The sequence below is a fragment of the Xanthomonas sp. WHRI 1810A genome (assembly GCF_040202885.1).
GTDB lineage: Bacteria > Pseudomonadota > Gammaproteobacteria > Pseudomonadales > Pseudomonadaceae > Aquipseudomonas.
Genome location: NZ_JBEGED010000034.1, coordinates 1 through 17020, shown reverse-complemented (window position 1 = coordinate 17020; position 17020 = coordinate 1). Strand labels below are relative to the sequence as shown.

16 protein-coding genes are annotated in these 17020 nt (G+C 62.5%); 13 read left to right on the top strand and 3 right to left on the bottom strand.

Translation table 11 applies throughout. From position 1 onward, the window contains the following. Together ABQX22_RS26405 and ABQX22_RS26400 are read right to left on the bottom strand one after the other, a co-directional pair. Positions 1 to 219 (bottom strand): hypothetical protein (locus tag ABQX22_RS26405; protein WP_349802815.1); only part of this gene is annotated, 219 nt, incomplete at its 3' end. Positions 220 to 1370: 1151 nt separating this feature from the next. Next, the gene (locus ABQX22_RS26400) at positions 1371 to 1814 is read right to left on the bottom strand and encodes a hemerythrin domain-containing protein (RefSeq protein ID WP_349802814.1); all 444 of its coding nucleotides are present in this window, start codon (positions 1812 to 1814) and stop codon (positions 1371 to 1373) included. A 176-nt stretch (positions 1815 to 1990) separates the two neighbouring features. On the opposite strand from ABQX22_RS26400, the gene ABQX22_RS26395 reads away from it, so the two are divergent. After that, positions 1991 to 2641 (top strand): TetR/AcrR family transcriptional regulator, encoded by a 651-nt coding sequence (locus ABQX22_RS26395; protein WP_349802813.1) that lies wholly within the window; start codon positions 1991 to 1993, stop codon positions 2639 to 2641. A 316-nt stretch (positions 2642 to 2957) separates the two neighbouring features. On the opposite strand, the gene ABQX22_RS26390 is transcribed toward ABQX22_RS26395, so the two are convergent. Beyond that, on the bottom strand, positions 2958 to 5723 hold the full coding sequence (locus tag ABQX22_RS26390; protein WP_349802812.1) for a beta-glucosidase: 2766 nt from the start codon (positions 5721 to 5723) through the stop codon (positions 2958 to 2960). A gap of 473 nt (positions 5724 to 6196) precedes the next feature. Between ABQX22_RS26390 and ABQX22_RS26385 the strand changes: the two genes are divergently transcribed. The 12 genes from ABQX22_RS26385 to gspD all read left to right on the top strand — a co-directional run bounded on the left by ABQX22_RS26385 (position 6197) and on the right by gspD (position 16621). Further along, the gene (locus ABQX22_RS26385; RefSeq protein ID WP_349802811.1) at positions 6197 to 6442 is read left to right on the top strand and encodes a hypothetical protein; all 246 of its coding nucleotides are present in this window, start codon (positions 6197 to 6199) and stop codon (positions 6440 to 6442) included. A gap of 79 nt (positions 6443 to 6521) precedes the next feature. Beyond that, entirely contained in the window at positions 6522 to 8240 is a 1719-nt protein-coding gene (gene gspE, locus ABQX22_RS26380; protein WP_349802810.1) for a type II secretion system ATPase GspE, read from the top strand. A gap of 1 nt (position 8241) precedes the next feature. Beyond that, positions 8242 to 9444, top strand: coding sequence for a type II secretion system inner membrane protein GspF (gene gspF / locus ABQX22_RS26375; RefSeq protein ID WP_349802809.1), 1203 nt, complete (start codon positions 8242 to 8244; stop codon positions 9442 to 9444). Positions 9445 to 9471: 27 nt separating this feature from the next. Next, a complete protein-coding gene (gene gspG, locus ABQX22_RS26370) occupies positions 9472 to 9900 on the top strand; it encodes a type II secretion system major pseudopilin GspG (RefSeq protein WP_349802808.1) in 429 nt (142 codons plus the stop codon). A 9-nt stretch (positions 9901 to 9909) separates the two neighbouring features. Further along, entirely contained in the window at positions 9910 to 10347 is a 438-nt protein-coding gene (locus ABQX22_RS26365) for a GspH/FimT family pseudopilin (RefSeq protein WP_349802807.1), read from the top strand. After that, positions 10344 to 10724 carry a type II secretion system protein gene (locus tag ABQX22_RS26360; RefSeq protein WP_349802806.1) on the top strand — a complete coding sequence of 127 codons (381 nt, stop codon included), beginning with the start codon at positions 10344 to 10346 and terminating at the stop codon, positions 10722 to 10724. Before ABQX22_RS26365 ends, ABQX22_RS26360 begins: the two co-directional genes overlap by 4 nt. Continuing rightward, the gene (locus ABQX22_RS26355) at positions 10721 to 11338 is read left to right on the top strand and encodes a prepilin-type N-terminal cleavage/methylation domain-containing protein (RefSeq protein WP_349802805.1); all 618 of its coding nucleotides are present in this window, start codon (positions 10721 to 10723) and stop codon (positions 11336 to 11338) included. Before ABQX22_RS26360 ends, ABQX22_RS26355 begins: the two co-directional genes overlap by 4 nt. Further along, on the top strand, positions 11335 to 12075 hold the full coding sequence (locus tag ABQX22_RS26350; RefSeq protein WP_349802804.1) for a hypothetical protein: 741 nt from the start codon (positions 11335 to 11337) through the stop codon (positions 12073 to 12075). The genes ABQX22_RS26355 and ABQX22_RS26350 overlap by 4 nt, the downstream gene beginning before the upstream one ends. After that, entirely contained in the window at positions 12072 to 13124 is a 1053-nt protein-coding gene (locus tag ABQX22_RS26345; RefSeq protein WP_349802803.1) for a PilN domain-containing protein, read from the top strand. Before ABQX22_RS26350 ends, ABQX22_RS26345 begins: the two co-directional genes overlap by 4 nt. Further along, positions 13099 to 13746, top strand: coding sequence for a type II secretion system protein GspM (gspM, locus tag ABQX22_RS26340; protein ID WP_349802802.1), 648 nt, complete (start codon positions 13099 to 13101; stop codon positions 13744 to 13746). The genes ABQX22_RS26345 and gspM overlap by 26 nt, the downstream gene beginning before the upstream one ends. Next, positions 13743 to 14267 carry a hypothetical protein gene (locus ABQX22_RS26335; RefSeq protein WP_349802801.1) on the top strand — a complete coding sequence of 175 codons (525 nt, stop codon included), beginning with the start codon at positions 13743 to 13745 and terminating at the stop codon, positions 14265 to 14267. The genes gspM and ABQX22_RS26335 overlap by 4 nt, the downstream gene beginning before the upstream one ends. Further along, positions 14264 to 16621: a type II secretion system secretin GspD gene (gene gspD, locus ABQX22_RS26330; RefSeq protein ID WP_349802800.1), complete on the top strand. Its 2358-nt coding sequence runs from the start codon at positions 14264 to 14266 to the stop codon at positions 16619 to 16621. Before ABQX22_RS26335 ends, gspD begins: the two co-directional genes overlap by 4 nt. The last annotated feature ends 399 nt before the right edge of the window (positions 16622 to 17020 follow it).

The window sequence follows — 17020 nt, the reverse complement described above, 5'->3', positions numbered from 1 at the left end:
GGCTTCGGCCAGAATCAAAAGCCTGAGCGTACCCGGTCTGCTTCTGGCTTCGGTCATGATCAAAAGCCTGAGCGCACCCGGTCTGTTTCTGCCGAAGGCGTGGGAGCGTGGCTTGTCCCGCGATCTGGTGCGCAGCGCCAGTAAAACCTGCAGATGCGGTCTACCTGACACACCGTTGTCGTCTGATTTGAGGACTGCTGCGCAGCCCATCGCGAGCAAGCTGCGCTCCCACGGCCTCCGGCCAGAATCAAAAGCCTGAGCGCAAGCCGATCCAGCTTTGTCGAAGGCGTGGGTGCATATGACGATCCGCTTCTGCCGAAGGCGTGGGAGCGTGGCTTGTCCCGCGATCTGGTGCGCAGCGCCAGCAGAACCTGAAGATGCGGTCTACCGGGCAGAACTCCGGGGTCTGATTCAGGACTGCTGCGCAGCCCATCGCGAGCAAGCTGCGCTCCCACGGCCTACGGCCAGAATCAAAATCCTGAGCGTACCCTGTCTGCATCTGCCTTGGGTCATGATCAAAAGCCTGAGCGTGTGCCGGTCTGCTTCTGGCTTCGGCCAGAATCAAAAGCCTGAGTGTACTCGGTCTGCTTCTGGCTTCGGTCATGATCAAAAGCCTGAGCGCACGCAGATCCGCTTCTGCCGAAGGCGTGGGAGCGTGGCTTGTCCCGCGATCTGGTGCGCAGCGCCAGTAAAACCTGCGGATGCAGTCTACCTGACGCACCGTTGTCGTCTGATTTGAGGACTGCTGCGCAGCCCATCGCGAGCAAGCTGCGCTCCCACGGCCTTCGGCCAGAATCAAAAGCCTGAGCGCAAGCCGATCCAGCTTTGTCGAAGGCGTGGGTGCATATGACGATCCGCTTCTGCCGGAGGCGTGGGAGCGTGGCTTGTCCCGCGATCTGGTGCGCAGCGCCAGTAAAATCTGCAGATGCGGTCTACCTGACACACCGCTGTCGTCTGATTCAGGACTGCTGCGCAGCCCATCGCGAGCAAGCTGCGCTCCCACGGCCTCCGGCCAGAATCAAAAGCCTGAGCGTACCCGGTCTGCTTCTGCCTTCGGCCAGAATCAAAAGCATGAGCGCACGCAGGTCCGCTTCTGCCGAAGGCGTGGGAGCGTGGCTTGTCCCGCGATCTGGTGCGCAGCGCCAGTAAAACCTGCAGATGCGGTCTACCTGACGCACCGTTGTCGTCTGATTTGAGGACTGCTTCGCAGCCCATCGCGAGCAAGCTGCGCTCCCACGGCCTCCGGCCAGAATCAAAAGCCTGAGCGTGCCCGGTCTGTTTCTGCCGAAGGCGTGGGAGGGAGCTTGCTCGCGATGGGCCGCCGGCGCGCTCGACTGCGAAGCGGCGGTAACAGGTGCGCTACCCGAACCTCACGCTTCGGCCAGCTGTTCCTCATATTCTTTCTGATACTGACCCGCCAGCGTCGTTTTCTGCTTTTCGTCCAGCAGCTTGCCCGCCATCTGGAAGAACTTCTGCTCTTCTTCCTTCAAGTGGTGGTGGACCTTGTGGGACAGCTTTTTCGCGGTCGCCATCCAGGCCGGGCTGGACATCTCGGTCTCGTCCAGGGTTTCCATCATCTCGTCCATCTCATGGTGCTCCGAGATGGCATGACGGCTCAGATCGACGCCGTTGTCGTATTGCATCAGCGGGATATAAAAGTGCCGCTCCTCGGCCGTTTCGTGCGCCTGCAATTCGGCCTTCAGCTGCTTATAGGCTTCGACCCGCTCGGCACTATCGCCGTGGGTCTGTATCAGCGCGTCGGCATAGCCGCGCTGCCGATCATGGCTTTCACGCAACGCTTCAAAAATGTTCACCGGCAATTCTCCTGACTGCAGCCTTCCGAATTAAAAGGGCTAAAACCTAGACATTGGCGGGGGATCAGGGGTTCAAACACGACCTGCATTTTCCGATGCGGCGCGGCAGGTCGCGTCGATTTGCCGCACCTGGCCGTTGCCGGTACCCTACGCGGCTGTCGATCAAGGAGCGTGAGATGACACTGCCAAAGTCGGACACGGGCAACGAGCCGCCCACTGTCACGAAACACCGTCGTGCGCCCAAAGGCGAGAAACGGCGAGAAGAGTTGCTCGATGCGGCGCTGCAGGTGTTTTCCCTCGAAGGGTACACCGGCGCGTCCATGGCCCAGGTGGCCGGCATCGTCGGCATCTCGGTGGCCGGGCTGCTGCACCACTTTCCCAGCAAAGTGTCGCTGCTGATGGGCGTGCTGGAGCGGCGCGACGCCATCAGCCAGAAAATCGCCGACGAAGTCCGCGGCGACAACACCCTCTCCGGATTGCTCGGCAGCCTGCGGGCGATCAATCGCTCCAACGCCACCGCGCCGGGCGTGGTGCGCGCCTTCACCATCCTCAACGCCGAAAGCCTGCTGGCTAATCAACCGGCGTGGGAATGGTTTCAGAACCGCTACCAAATGATCCATGGGCGATTGGTGGGGCAGTTTCAGGAGTTGGTCGACGCGGGCGAAGTGCTGCCGCAGCTCAACATTTCGGGTCTGGTCGAAGAAATCCTGGCGATGATGGATGGCTTGCAGATCCAGTGGCTACGGTTTCCCGAGCGATTCGACCTGGTGCAGCGCTTCGACGATTACATGGCCCGGGTGGATACGGCGATACGGGTTGTCCGGTAGCGGCAGGTGTCACGCGGTTTGTTGGATGAAAGCCACGATCCCGTTGGAGCGAGGCTTGCCCGCGAAGAGGTCAGTGCAGGTCAATAGCGTCGGGCCTGAAAAGCTTCGCGGACAAGCCTCGCTCCAACCATTCGATGGGTAAATCTGTCTGCCATAAAAAAACCTGCGGGAGCGGGTTCTTCGCGAAGAAGGGTGGTGCATCCGACCCGCTTGTGCTGTCAGGCCAGTCCCCTTGCGAAGAAACCCGCTCCCTCAGGTTCTCGTGTTTTAAAAAGCGGCTCGTCCCTGAGCCTGCGGTCATCCCTGAGTCAACGCATCAATTGCCTGTGGCGCTCGACTTGTCGGTGGTGGTGGTGGTGTCGTCGGTGCCGTAGCCGTCACCTTCGCTGGTGTCGGTGTCATCAGCTTCGTTCTGGTGCATCAGGCCGCCGGTTTTAACCGGTGGCAAGGTGACCTGAGTCGAGTTCAGCGCCGAACGTGGCAGCGGGTTGCTGGTGGTGGTGGAGAGTTCACGACGGAACGGGTTCACCAGCTTGGCGTTCAGGCGGATGTCCTGCGACGAAGAGCCCAGTGCGATGTTGAAGCTGTCTGCATCAACGACCCACTGATTGCTCTTGGTGTCGAAGTAGGCCAGCGAACGGTCATTCAGCTCGATGGTCACGCGCTTGCTTTCGCCCGGCTCCAGGAAGACTTTCTTGTAGCCCTTGAGCTCCTTGCTCGCGCGTTCCACGGTCGGGTTGTTCTGACCGACATACAGCTCGGCCACTTCAGAACCACCCACCTTGCCGGTGTTGCTCAAGTCGAACGAGACCTTGATCGGTGCGCCGGCGACTGCAACGCCTGGGGTGACGCTGATGTTGCTGTAGCCGAACGTGGTGTACGACAAGCCGTAGCCGAACGGGTAGAGCGGCTTGATGCCCTTCTTCTCGTAGCCGCGATAACCCAGCATCAGGTCATCGGCGTAGCTCATCTCGGTGACGACGCCGGTGTTATCAAAGTTCTTGAAGGAGGCGTAGGCCGGGTTGTCTTCGATGTTGCGTTCGATACTGATCGGCAGCTTGCCCGATGGGTTGACCTTGCCGAACAGGATTTCAGCCAGGGCCTGACCGCCGTTCTGACCCGGGTAGAAGGCGTGCAATGCCGCCGGCACCTGGTCGATCCAGTCGCTCATCTTCAGGCCCGTACCGCCGTGCATGGTGACCACGGTGTTCGGGTTGACCTTGGCGATGTTGTTGATCAGGTCGTTCTGGAACTCAGGCAGATCGAAGCTGTGGTCGAAACCTTCACCTTCGTACTGATTGCTGTTGCCGACCGCGACAACCACGGCGTCGTACTTGGACAGATCCTGCGGAGCAACCAGCGAAGCCCAGCTCATCTGCACGCCGACCAGGCCGCCCATGGTGGAGAGGTAGCCGTTACGGCGCGAGTATTCCAGCTTGATGTCGTAAGCCTTGCCGGCTTCCAGCTTCAGCTTGGCGAAGACCGGAATGGTCGGCGGGATGCTGTTGCCTGGCAGGTGCTCGCCATCACCGTTGTCGATGATTTTCTCGCCGTTGACGTACAGGCGCACGGCGCCGTCAGCCCGGACCTTGAACACTTGCTCACCGCTGACGGTCGGCGTGATCTTGCCGCTGTAGCGAATCGAGGTGTTCGACGTATCGCCACTGACCGGCAGGTCGCTGTCGCTGGACCAGTCCAGGTTGACGTGGGTGTCGGTACGCGTGGCCGCCGGATCACCGGACCAGTTGGCGTTGGTGAAGAACTCGGTTTTCAGGCCGGGAACGTCCTTGCCTGCGCTGTTGGTGTTGCTCCAGACGGTGGTCGTCGGGTCCAGCGACAGGCCGTCGATGAACTCGACCTTGGCGTTCGGTGCGATCTGCTTCAGGCCGCTCAGTTCGCTGATGTAATGCGCTGCCATGACGTTGGCGCTGCCGAAACCGGTCGCCGGGGCGTACTTGGCCAGCTCGCCGACCACGGCGATGGACTTGACCTTGGCCTTGTTCAGAGGCAGCAGGTTGTTCTGGTTCTTGAGCAGCACGATGCCTTCACGGGCAGCGTTCAGCGCAACGCGGTTGCTGGTGGCGCTGTTCATGTTGTGCGTGGTCAGTGGGGTCTTGCTGTCGAACTTGTACAGGTAGATGTTCTTGAGGATGCGACGGACTTTGTCGTCGATGGTCGCGGCACTCAACTCACCGCTGTCCAGACGCGGCTTGAGCACCGTGCTGTTCATCTGGTAGCCCATCATGTCCAGGTCGGTCCCGGCCTGGGCAGCTTCATAGCCATGCACGACGGCGTTGTAGTCGCTCTGGACGAAGCCGGTGTAGCCCCACTCTTTCTTCAGGATGTCGCGGATCAGGTGCGAGTTTTCGCAAGCGAATTCACCGTTCACCTTCTGGAAGGAGCACATCATCATCGCGGTCTTGCCGTTTTTCGAAGCGGACTCGAAGCCTGGCAAGGTCATTTCGCGCAGTACGCGCTCGGGGATGGTTTCGTTCAGGGTGAAACGGTTGGTTTCCTGATCGTTGGCTGCGTAGTGCTTGGTGTTGGCCCACACGCCGCGCGACTGGATGCCGTTGACCACGGCAGGCACCAGGCTTGCACCCAGGAACGGGTCTTCACCGGACAGGTATTCGAACGCACGGCCGCCGTACGGCATGCGGTACAGGTTCACGCCGGGGCCAGTGATGAACTGATAGCCGCCGGTCGCCGTGTCGTAACCCAGTGCGCGACCCAGGTCGATGGCGCGACGCGGGTTCCAGGTGGCTGCCAGGTTCGGGCCGGACGGGTAAACCACACCCTGGTCGTTGCCTTCGCTGGTGTAACGCACGCCGACGCCGCCGTCAGCGCCGTGGATTTGCGGGATGCCTTGGGAGGCTAGGGGCTTGACGTCCCAGCCGCCGGTACCGCCGATGTAGGCCAGCTTTTCTTCCTGGCTCAGCTTGGCGAGGGTTTTTTCAGCGGCCTTGTCGGCGCGTACTTCGCGAGCGGCCAGGGTCGAGGCGTCGGCTGCATAGACCTGTGATACCGCCAGTGCCAACAAGGCTAACGCCGAATGAGCACCGATCATTTTTTTATTGCGCATGTATTACTCCCAACACATTTGACTGAGTCAATTAGTCGCAGGGCGACTGATCGTTTATAACTTTCTTCAGGCAATAAGCTGCCCGTATCGTGACCCTTAAATTGAAACTTAAAGGCGATATCTGCCGGGCTTTATTGATGTTTTCGTTATTAAAATTATGGTTTAAATAAACGCTGCGTGATAACTAAGTGCCACTACGTGCTGGCACTTTGAAACGCTGAAAACGGGTAAATTAACGCCGGTCTTGTCACTAAATGTCAAACAAAAGCGTGAAAATTAGCGTTTTGACATTCTTTTTAACAAAGAAATGAACTTGTGCTAAACCGTTGGGTCGATAGGTTTAAGAAATTTTCAGGAGCCCGCTGCCACTGCGATTCAAGGCAATGGGCTTAACTTTCTTGAAAGTAACGCCGCATCCGGTACTTCCGGAGAGGCGTGCAATGCGTTAACTAATTTAAAAGTGGAGAAAGTTTATGAAACTGCCCCTGATTGGCGCGAGCGTTATTATTGGCCTGGCACTTTGTGGCAACGCGATGGCTGCTGAATCCACCGACGCCGATGCAACCTCCGGCGCCACTGACTCCACGGTGATGACTCAGACTCAGAACCCCAAGACAGTGAAGAAGCAGACCACGCAAGAGACTAAAGGCGGTCGCCCGCTGAACAACGGTTCGAGCAACACTGCGACGAGTAGCACAACGTCAAAATCCTCAAACTGATAGTCTGAGGCTTCTTGACCGGCTCCCTCCCCAAGCGGGAGCCGTTTGCTCCTCCGATTTTCACTGAATTCCTGTGCTTATGTCCCCAAACCCCGTCGATGCCACTCACCTGCAGATTCCCACTGCCGAGCAGCTCTGCGCCTGGCTGACGGAGCATGCAGGCCTGAAGGCCGCTGATCTTGATCGCGCGCGACGCCTGCTCGCGGAATCCGAAGGCGCCGAGTTGCTGGCGCTGCTGACGCGCCTGGGTCTGGTGTCGGAATTTGAAATGGCACGAGCCTGGGCGGCGCTGCTGGACGCGCCGTTGATCGGTGCCGACACCGCACCGGCGCTCATCGAACCGCTGCCGCCGTTGACCGAGCGCTTTATGCGCCATTTTCAGGTGGTGCCGCTGGAGTGGCTTGACGACGGCCTGCATGTACTGGCCGCCAGCCCCAGCGAAGTGTTTGCCTTCGAAGCGATTGCCTACGGCTGTGAAGTGCCGGTCTGGGTGTCCATCGGCCCGCGCAACGACGTCGAGACCCTGATCGAGCGTTATTACGGTCAGGGCCGTTCGGCCATGGGCACGCTGATCGAAAACCTCGACGATGAGGGCGGCTCGCTGGAAGACATCGAGCACCTCAAGGACCTGGCCTCCGAAGCGCCGGTCATTCGTCTGGTCAACCTGATCCTGCAACGCGCCGTCGAACAGCGCGCCTCCGACATTCATATCGAGCCCTTCGAAAGCCACCTCAAGGTGCGCTACCGCATCGACGGTGTGCTGCATGAAGCTGAAGCGCCGCCGTCCAGTTCATCGGCGGCGGTGATTTCCCGGATCAAAATCATGGCCCGGCTGGACATCGCCGAGCGCCGCTTGCCCCAGGATGGCCGCATCATGCTGCGCATCCAGGGCAAGGAGCTCGACCTGCGGGTGTCCACCGTGCCCACCAGTTTCGGCGAATCGGTAGTGATGCGTCTGCTGGACCGGCAGACCATCAACTTCGATTTCCAGAGCTTGGGCTTCGACGGCGCCCGGCTCGATCAATTCCTCGACGTGCTGCAGCGGCCCCACGGTATTTTGCTGGTGACCGGCCCCACCGGCTCGGGCAAGACCACCACCCTTTATACGGCGCTGTCGCAACTCAACACCGCCGAGCGCAAAATCATCACCGTCGAGGACCCGGTGGAGTATCAGCTCGAAGGCATCAACCAGATTCAGGTCAAACCGTCCATCGGCCTGGACTTCGCCGGCGCCCTGCGCTCCATCGTGCGTCAGGACCCGGACGTGATCATGATCGGTGAGATGCGCGACCTGGAAACCTGCCGCATCGCCATTCAGTCATCGCTCACCGGTCACCTGGTGCTTTCGACGCTGCACACCAACAGTGCGGCGGCGAGTATCACGCGTTTGCTGGACATGGGCGTTGAAAGTTACCTGATTGCCTCCACCGTCAACGGAATCCTGGCGCAGCGTCTGGTGCGCCGGCTGGATGTGGAAACCCGCGAAGCATTCGAAGCGCCGCAGGAACTGATCGACGAGCACGAGCTGCACCGTTTCACCGACGAACGTCCCATCCGTTTGTATCGGCCACGGTCCGACGCGCCGGGCGGCGGTTATCGCGGGCGTAGCGCTATCACCGAATTGTTGATCATGAATGAAGAGCTGCGTGGCCTGCTGATGCGCCGCGCGGACGCTTCAACCCTGGAGCAGGCCGCGCGCCGTTCCGGTTTGCGCACGCTCCATGAAGAAGGATTGCGCCAGGCAGTGGCGGGTATCACCTCGCTGGAAGAAGTATTGCGTGTGACGCGAGGCGAATGACATGACCCCTTTCAAATACCGGGCGCTGGATGGCCAGGGCGCGGAACAGACCGGCCTGCTCGAAGCCCGGGACAAGGACGCGGCCGTCGCGGCGCTGCACAAGCGCGGGCTGATGCTGCTGCACATCGAGCCCTCAAGCCTGGGCGGCCTGCGTCAGGCATTGGGCCGCGGCACCCTGAACGGCGCGGCGCTGATGAGCTTCACCCAGCAACTGGCGACGCTGCTGGGCGCTGGCCAGCCGCTGGAACGCTCGCTGACTATCTTGCTCAAGCAACCCGGCCAGCCGCAAACCCGTGCCCTGATCGAGCGTATTCGCGAGCAGGTCAAGGCCGGCAAGCCGCTGTCCGTGGCGCTGGAAGAAGAGGGCCGGCAGTTTTCGCCGCTGTACATCAGCATGGTGCGCGCGGGCGAGGCGGGCGGGGCGCTGGAAAACACCCTGCGGCAGCTCAGCGACTACCTGGAGCGCAGCCAGTTGCTGCGTGGCGAAGTCATCAACGCGCTCATTTACCCGGCGTTCCTGGTGGTCGGCGTGCTGGGTGCGCTGGCGCTGCTGCTGGCGTACGTGGTGCCGCAGTTCGTGCCGATCTTTCGCGATCTGGGCGTCCCGATTCCGTTCATCACCAAAGCCATCCTGTGGCTCGGCGAATTTCTCAGCAGCTACGGGCTGCTGGTGCTGGGCGGTATCATTGCCGTGGTGTGGGGCAGTGCGGTGCGTTTGCGCAACCCGCAGCGGCGCCTGCGTCGCGACCGTCGCCTGCTGAAAACCCGCATCATCGGCCCGTTGCTGCAACGCATCGAAGCGGCGCGTCTGGCGCGCACACTCGGTACGCTGTTGAGCAACGGCGTGGCGCTGCTGCAAGCGTTGGTCATTGCGCGGCAGGTCTGCACCAACCGAGCCTTGCAACAGCAGGTGGAGCAAGCAAGCGAATCGGTCAAAGGCGGCGGCACCCTGGCCAGCGCGTTTGGCGCGCAGCCCCTGCTGCCGGACCTGGCACTGCAAATGATCGAAGTCGGCGAACAGGCCGGCGAACTGGACAAAATGCTCTTGAAAGTGGCCGACGTCTTCGACGTCGAAGCCAAACGCGGCATCGACCGCATGCTCGCGGCCCTGGTGCCGACCCTGACCGTGGTCATGGCAGCACTGGTGGCAGTGATCATGCTCGCTATCATGCTGCCGTTGATGAGCCTGACCAGCAACATCTGAACATCTTTTGACGAGGTAGTATCCGCCATGAAGCGTAGTCGATTCAGAGCTCCATCCCGCCGCCAACGCGGTTTCACCCTGCTGGAAATGCTTGCCGTGATCGTGCTGTTGGGCATCGTCGCGACCATCGTCGTGCGTCAGGTGGGCGGCAACGTCGACAAGGGCAAGTACGGCGCAGGCAAGGCGCAACTGGCCAGCCTGTCCATGAAGATCGAGAGCTATGGCCTGGACATGGGTTCGCCACCGAAAACCCTGCAGCAGCTGGTGGAAAAACCCGCCAACGCCTCCGGTTGGGCCGGCCCGTACGCCAAACCGTCGGACCTCAAGGATCCGTTCGGCCACGCCTTCGGCTATCGCTTCCCGGGCCAGCACGGTTCGTTCGACCTGATTTTCTTCGGCCAGGACGGCCAACCCGGCGGCGAAGGCTACAGCGCCGATCTGGGCAACTGGGAATAAAACAGTCTCATGAATGCAGTAGGGACGAGTCGCGGGTTTACCTTGCTGGAGATGCTGGTGGTCATCGTTCTGATGAGCATCGGCATCGGCCTGGTCGGGTTCGGCTTGTCTCAGGGTTTGCATTCGGCCAACGAACGCCAGGTCGTCGGGCAGATGGTCCAGACGCTGCGCACCGCCCGCAGCGCGGCGATCATCAGCGGGCGGACCACCGAGGCGAAGTTCGATCTGCGCCAGCGCACGTTTCACGCCCCCGGCCAGCGGGTTCAGCAATGGCCCGCCGAGATGGGGGTGCAGTTGAACACCTCGGCGGACCTGGACTCGGCATTCGCCTTTCACCCCGACGGCAGTTCCAGCGGTGGCAACCTGGTGGTGTTTCGCGGTGACCGCCATTGGCGCATCGACGTGGGTTGGCTGACCGGCAGCGTCAAGAGTCGGGTCCTGCAATGAGGCCGGTTAACCCACAGGCAGGTTTCACCCTGCTGGAAATGCTGGCTGCGATGGTAGTCATGGCCGTGTGCAGCAGCGTGGTGCTGGTGGCGTTCGGGCAGAGCGCGCGCTCGTTGCAGCAGGTCGAACGCAGTGATCGGCTCAGCCAAGTGGCCCGTTCGGTGCTGGATGATCAAAGCATCGGCGTATTGCAGACCGGCACCCGCGACGGTGTAGTGGATGGCGACATTCGCTGGTCCCTGTCGATCAATGAACTCACGGCCAAGGCCGGACAGTCACGTTTGATGCGCCTGGACCTGATCATCAGCGAAGGGCGCCGAGAGGCACAGTTCAGCACCTTGCGTCTGGTCAGTCCGGCGAAGGCGGGGGCACTGTGAACCGGCCTCAGCGCGGCTTCACGCTGCTGGAAATCATGATCGTGCTCAGCCTGCTGGCGGTGCTGCTGACCCTGGTGGGCGGCGCGATTCTGGGTGCCAACAAGGCGGTGGCCAAGGCCGATCACTACACCGGTAGCCTCGATGAGCGGCGCGCTGCACAGACCTTCCTGCGCAGCGCCATCGGCCAGGCATTGCCGCTGGACACGTCGGACGACGACAGCGAAAGCTCGGGCTTTTTCGAAGGCTCGCCAGACCGCGTGCAGTTCATCGCCACGCTGCCGGGCAACCTCGGCGGCGGGATTCAGCTGCACACGGTGGAGCTGGGAGGCCCCGAATCGGATCGCCGGCTGCAAGTGGCCTTCGCGCAACTGGAGGGTAATTCGCTGCGCCCCCTGGGCGAACCGCAAGTGCTGCTGCATGGCGTGCGCGGCTTGAGCCTGAGTTATCGCGGGTTCACGGCAAAAGGCGAACCCACCGGTTGGCTGGCGCAGTGGCCCTGGCCCAATCGTCTGCCGCGAGCGGTACGGATTGAAGTACAGATGAAAGGCCCGGTGGGCTGGCCGACCGAAGTGGTCGCCCTGCGCCTGGATTTGTCGGGCGGGGCGGGCGGATGACGACGCAACGACCGCTCGCGCGACAGACAGGCGTCGCGCTGCTGCTGGTGCTCTGGGCGCTGGCCTTGCTCAGCCTGCTGCTCGGCGGCCTGGCCGGTTGGGTGCAGCTGGAAACCCGTCAGGGCTTGTGGCAGCGCCAGCACACGCAGGCGGTGCTGGCGGCGGAAGCGGGGATGAATCAGGCCGTGCAGATCCTGCTCGATGTCTCTTACCGTCCGCGCTGGATCGCCGACGGGCGTGAAGTGCCGTTGCAGTTTGACGACGCGCAACTGGTGGTCGCCGTGACCAGCGAGCGCGGCAAGCTCGATCTCAACGCGGCCATGGTCGAGGACGTCACCCGCGTCGCCCAGGCCTGCGGCGCCAGCCGTGATCAGGCCACGCAACTGGGCAAGGCGCTGCAAGCCCGGCGCGGTGGCAATGCGCCGCCGTTGCGGGTGGTGGAAGAACTGCGCCAACTGCCCGGCATGACTCAGATACTGTACGACCGATTGCTGCCCCACGTGACCCTGTGGAGCGGGCTGCCCCAGCCGGAAGCGGCGTTTGCCACGCCGTTGTTGCGCAGTGCTTTGAACATGCCCAACCAGGCCGCCGTCGGCACCGAGCCTGGCGATGTCGTCACCATCGACAGCCAGGCACAACTGCCGAGCGGCTTTAGCGCCCGGTTACAAACCACCGTTTTATTGAATCCATCGGAGGGCAACGCTCAGCCTTACAGGGTGCTGCGTTGGCAAGAATGAGTCTTTTATCTTCAGCGCATCTGGCGCCGGTCAGGGCCGGGCTCGACACACTTGCCCGCCGCTGGCGCGGCAGTCCGGCGCAACGCCTCTGGCAGCTCTGGCTCCACGAATTGCGCGGCTGCCTGCCTGCGCACCTGCAACACTGGATGGAGGACGAAACGCCGATCCAGCGCCATGACTGGCCCTTGCTGTCGGCGCGGGTCCCCGGCTCTCGTCACGTGCTGGTGCTGCCGCCGTCGGCGGTCATGGTCCAGCGCCTGCAGTTGCCGCTGGCCGCCGTTCGCGATCTGGAAGCCGTCGTCGGCTACGAGCTGGACAAGTTCACCCCGTTCCCTCGGGATCAGCTGTATTACGTGGCACGTCAGGATGGCCGCAGCGCGGGTCTGGCGCAGGTCACCCTCGTCGCCATCATGCGCGAACGCCTGGACCGCATTCTGGCGGAATGCGCGGACCTGGGTTTCAAGCCCGATGCGGTGGATGGGTCCACGGCCAGCGGCACGCTGTTGGGCGTTGACCTGCTGCCCCAGCCGTTGCGCCCGATGCAGGCACGCAGCGGACGCGGCTGGCAGCGCAAACTGGCCTGGCTGAGCGGCGCGTTGCTGCTGGCGCTGATGGTGCTGTGGCTGCAAGACCGCCAGCAATTGCTCAGCGAAATGCAGGAGACGGTGCAGTCGCAGAAAGCCGATGCCGCGCAGATTCAGCAGTTGCGTCAGCAACTGGCCAACACCCGTGGCGCGGCCGATTACCTGGCCCGGCGCAAGGCTGCGCAACCGACCATGGCCGCCTTGCTCAGCGAACTGACCGCCTGCCTGCCGCCCGACACCTGGGTCGATCAGCTTGAAATCGACGACAGTGCCGAGCTGTCGATCTCGGGCCAAAGCGCCAAGGCCAGCGCCCTGATCGCGCGGCTCAAGGACTGCCGAAGCCTGGACAACCCGCAGTTCCAGGGCGTTATCCAGCCTGACCCCGTCACCGGTAAAGATCGCTTTTCCCTGCGCGCCCACTTGCACCAGGAGGCCGCTCATGCGTCGACCCCTGACACCCCGTGAACGTCGCGGCGCCGCGCTGATCGTACTGGCCTTCGTCCTGTGCGCCGGCTATTGGTTGCTGATCGACAGCTGGTTCGCCGGTCCCTTGCGTGACATGGACGATGAGGCCGATCAGCTGAGAGCGCAGCAACAGCGTTACGCCGGCCTGCTGCAACAAGGCGACGCCCTGCGCGCGCAACTGCAAAAGGGGCTGAAGGACCCCGCCAGCAACACCAGCCTGCTGCCCGGCGAAGACCCCAGCGCCGTGGCCGCCGACCTGATGCAGCAACTTGCCGATCTGATCGACACCCACGCCGACACCGGTGCCGGTTGCGCGCTGACCCAGCGCATGCCGATCACGCCGGAGCAGGACGGCAGCGAGCCGTATCGCCAGGTCAAAGTCAGCCTGACCCTGGAGTGCGGCATCGAGCCGCTGATGGCGATCCTGCATGAACTGGAATACCAGCGGCCGTTTCTGTTCGTCGACGACATCAGCCTGCGGCGTGACGTCAAGGCACCGCTCAAGGGCGGCGCCGGCAAGCTGGTCGCGCACCTGTTGGTGCGCGGTTACCTGCAGGCGGCACCGATTGTGCAAGCAGGTTCCGCTGAACAAGACACTCCTGCTGAACAGGCCGCGCCATGATCCCCTCCCTCAAGACCAACGAGTTGATCCTGGCCGTCACCGCCGCGGTATTGCTGTTGCTGGTGATCGGCGTGCTCAGCGGCATGGGGCATTCGGCCGACTGGCTGGAAGCGCGCGCGCCGCGTCAAAATAACGTTGCGCAACGCACGCCCAACGTGCCCGACGCCGACCTTGCCAGCCTCGCCAACACCTGGCGCACGCCACTGTTCAGCACCGATCGCAGCCCGGACGTACCGCTGCGCAAATCGCAGCAGGCGTCGAGCCTGGCCGGCCTGACGCTGACCGGCGTGATCCTCAACGGCCCAATGCAAGTGGCGTTCATTCGCCAGAAAAGCGGCCCGCCGCTCAAGGTCCGTCAAGGCCAGCGCCTGCCCAACGGCTGGACCCTGCAAAGCCTGAGCGCGCTGCAAGCCACCTTCACGCTGGATGACCGTACCGAGTCCCTGAGTCTGCCGCTGCTGAGACTGCCGCCGCCGTCGACCCAACCCCCGATTTCCCTTTCCAACGAATCCGCCCCATGACCGTTTTTTCAGGAGTGAGTAACATCGCTACTTTGCGCACACCCTTGCTTTGCCTGGCCACCGCTGTCGCCCTCGGTGGCTGCGCGTCCTCGCCCAACACCCTCGAACCGGACAGCGGGATGCTGCGTGAAGCACTTCAAGGAACAGGTCCGCAACGCCCTCCGGTGGACCCGCGCAGCGAGCAGATCCCGCCGGATTCGCAACCGCAGCAAGCGGCCGGGGCGCCGACCCGTCAGGTGATCAAGGGCAATCAGCGCTTCGTGCGTACGCCTTCGGCCAGGGCGGTCGCGCAGCCTGTGGCACAGCCGGGCAGCCCGGACGGGGCCGACGGCGATATCGTTTTCAACTTCACCAACCAGCCGATCCAGGCGGTGGTCAACAGCGTCATGGGCGACCTGCTGCACGAGAGCTACAGCATCGCCGAAGGCGTGAAGGGCGACGTCAGCTTCTCCACCTCCAAGCCAGTGGACAAGGCGCAAGCGCTGTCGATTCTGGAAACCCTGCTGTCCTGGACGGACAACGCGATGATCCGCCAGGGCAATCGCTACATGATCCTGCCCGCCAGCCAGGCGATCACCGGCAAGATGGTCCCGCAGATGTCCACCGCGCAGCCGTCCGCCGGCCTGTCCGCGCGACTGTTCCCGCTGAGCTACATCTCCGCCACCGAAATGCAGAAACTGCTCAAGCCCTTCGCCCGGGAAAACGCCTTCCTGCTGGTGGACCCGGCGCGCAACGTCTTGAGCCTGGCGGGTACGCCCGAAGAACTGGCGAACTATCAGCAGACCATCGACACCTTCGATGTGGACTGGCTCAAAGGCATGTCCGTGGGTGTGTTCGGCCTGCAGCGCGCCTCCGTGGGCGAACTGATGCCGGAACTGCAAAAGCTGTTCGGCCCCGACAGCGGCATGCCGCTGGCCGGCATGGTGCGCTTCCTGCCCATCGAGCGGACCAACTCGGTGGTGGCGTTTTCGTCGCAGCCCGAATACCTGAACGAAGTGGGCAACTGGATTCGCACCATCGACGAAGGCGGCGGCAACGAGCCGCAGATGTACGTCTACGACGTGCGCAACATGAAGGCCACGGACCTGGCCAAATACCTGCGCCAGATCTACGGCACCGGCGCGATCAAGGAAGACGCAGCAGCCACCGTCGCGCCCGGCTTGCGCACCCGTTCCATGTCGTCGCTGACCGGCAATGGCACCGGCTCGGGCGGCATGAGCGGCGGCCTCGGCGGCAACAGCAGCAGCGGCCTGAGCAGCAGCGGCGGCATGAGCAATGGCGGCGGGCTGAGCGGCGGCATGAATCAACAGGCCTCCGGCGCTGACAGCGAATCGGCTGAAGGCAGCGATGAAAGCGCTGACAGCGACAGCGGCGACAGCAGCGATTCGTCCGGTTCCGACGCGTCCGGCAGCGGCAAGAAAAGCCTCGACGCCGGCACCCGTATTTCCGCGCAGAAGAGCAGCAACCAGTTGCTGGTGCGCACGCGCCCGGCGCAGTGGAAAGAGATCGAAGCGGCCATCAAACGCCTGGACAACCCGCCGATGCAGGTCCAGATCGAGACGCGAATTCTCGAAGTGGCGCTCACCGGCGAACTGGATCAGGGGGTGCAGTGGTACCTCGGTCGTCTGGCCGGTAACTCCGCCAGCACCACAGTCGCCAACACCGCCGGCAGCCAGGGCGCGCTGGGCGGTGGCGGGGCAGGGCTGGGCGCTACCGATTCGCTGTTTTACTCGTTCGTCAGCACCAACCTGCAGATCGCGATCCGCGCGCTGGAAACCAACGGCCGCACCCAAGTGCTGTCGGCGCCGTCGCTGGTGGTGATGAACAATCAGAACGCGCAGATCCAGGTCGGCGATAACATCCCGATCAGCCAGACCACGGTCAACACCAATACCTCCGATACCACGCTGAGCAGCGTCGAGTACCTGCAGACCGGTGTGATCCTCAACGTCGTGCCGCGCATCAATCCGGGCGGCCTGGTGTACATGGATATTCAGCAGCAGGTGAGCGACGCCGATGACACGGTGACGGTCAACGGTAACCCGCGTATCTCTACCCGTTCGGTGTCCACGCAAGTGGCGGCGCAGAGTGGGCAGACGGTGTTGCTCGGCGGTTTGATCACGCAGAACAACAGCGAAACCGTGAGCGCGGTGCCGTATCTGGGGCGTATTCCCGGGCTGAAGTGGCTGTTCGGGACGCGTAGCCGATCGAAGGACCGGACTGAGTTGCTGGTGTTGATCACGCCGCGTGTGATCAATAACAGCAGCCAGGCGCGACAGGTCACTGACGATTACCGCCAGCAGATGCAACTGCTTCGGCCGCAGGCCGCGACGCAGAACATGAAGCTGTATTGATCGTGCTGCTTCGCGGGGTTCCTTGATGGGTCACGCGGTCCCTGAATGGATACCTCTCGGACCGTGTGTCTATCCCTGTTGAGGCCGCCGGTTTCTTCGCGGGTAACTCGGTTCCCTGTTGGAGCTGACGAGCCCGTGCGAGGCTGCGATGCGGTGGTTCTGACACCCCACGGATGGTGTGTATATCCGTGATCCAACGTGGCGCGATATGTTGCGGGTAACTCGGTTCCCTGTAGGAGCTGACGAGGCACGAGGCTGCGATGCGGTTTGTCTGGCACCCCTCAGATGGTGTGTATATCAGTTATCGAGGGTGTGGCGGACAACGGTTCCGCTCTTACAGCGGGTCACTTTTTTCAAGAGCCAAAAAAGTAACCAAAAAGGCCCGCTCCCGTGTCCGGC

Bases quoted from the DNA above. Each gene is read 5' to 3' on its own strand.
- ABQX22_RS26395 (WP_349802813.1), top strand. From the start codon at position 1,991: ATGACACTGCCAAAGTCGGACACGGGCAACGAGCCGCCCACTGTCACG.
- ABQX22_RS26390 (WP_349802812.1), bottom strand. From the start codon at position 5,723: ATGCGCAATAAAAAAATGATCGGTGCTCATTCGGCGTTAGCCTTGTTG.
- ABQX22_RS26385 (WP_349802811.1), top strand. From the start codon at position 6,197: ATGAAACTGCCCCTGATTGGCGCGAGCGTTATTATTGGCCTGGCACTT.
- gspE (WP_349802810.1), top strand. From the start codon at position 6,522: ATGTCCCCAAACCCCGTCGATGCCACTCACCTGCAGATTCCCACTGCC.
- gspF (WP_349802809.1), top strand. From the start codon at position 8,242: ATGACCCCTTTCAAATACCGGGCGCTGGATGGCCAGGGCGCGGAACAG.
- gspG (WP_349802808.1), top strand. From the start codon at position 9,472: ATGAAGCGTAGTCGATTCAGAGCTCCATCCCGCCGCCAACGCGGTTTC.
- ABQX22_RS26365 (WP_349802807.1), top strand. From the start codon at position 9,910: ATGAATGCAGTAGGGACGAGTCGCGGGTTTACCTTGCTGGAGATGCTG.
- ABQX22_RS26360 (WP_349802806.1), top strand. From the start codon at position 10,344: ATGAGGCCGGTTAACCCACAGGCAGGTTTCACCCTGCTGGAAATGCTG.
- ABQX22_RS26350 (WP_349802804.1), top strand. From the start codon at position 11,335: ATGACGACGCAACGACCGCTCGCGCGACAGACAGGCGTCGCGCTGCTG.
- ABQX22_RS26345 (WP_349802803.1), top strand. From the start codon at position 12,072: ATGAGTCTTTTATCTTCAGCGCATCTGGCGCCGGTCAGGGCCGGGCTC.
- gspM (WP_349802802.1), top strand. From the start codon at position 13,099: ATGCGTCGACCCCTGACACCCCGTGAACGTCGCGGCGCCGCGCTGATC.
- ABQX22_RS26335 (WP_349802801.1), top strand. From the start codon at position 13,743: ATGATCCCCTCCCTCAAGACCAACGAGTTGATCCTGGCCGTCACCGCC.
- gspD (WP_349802800.1), top strand. From the start codon at position 14,264: ATGACCGTTTTTTCAGGAGTGAGTAACATCGCTACTTTGCGCACACCC.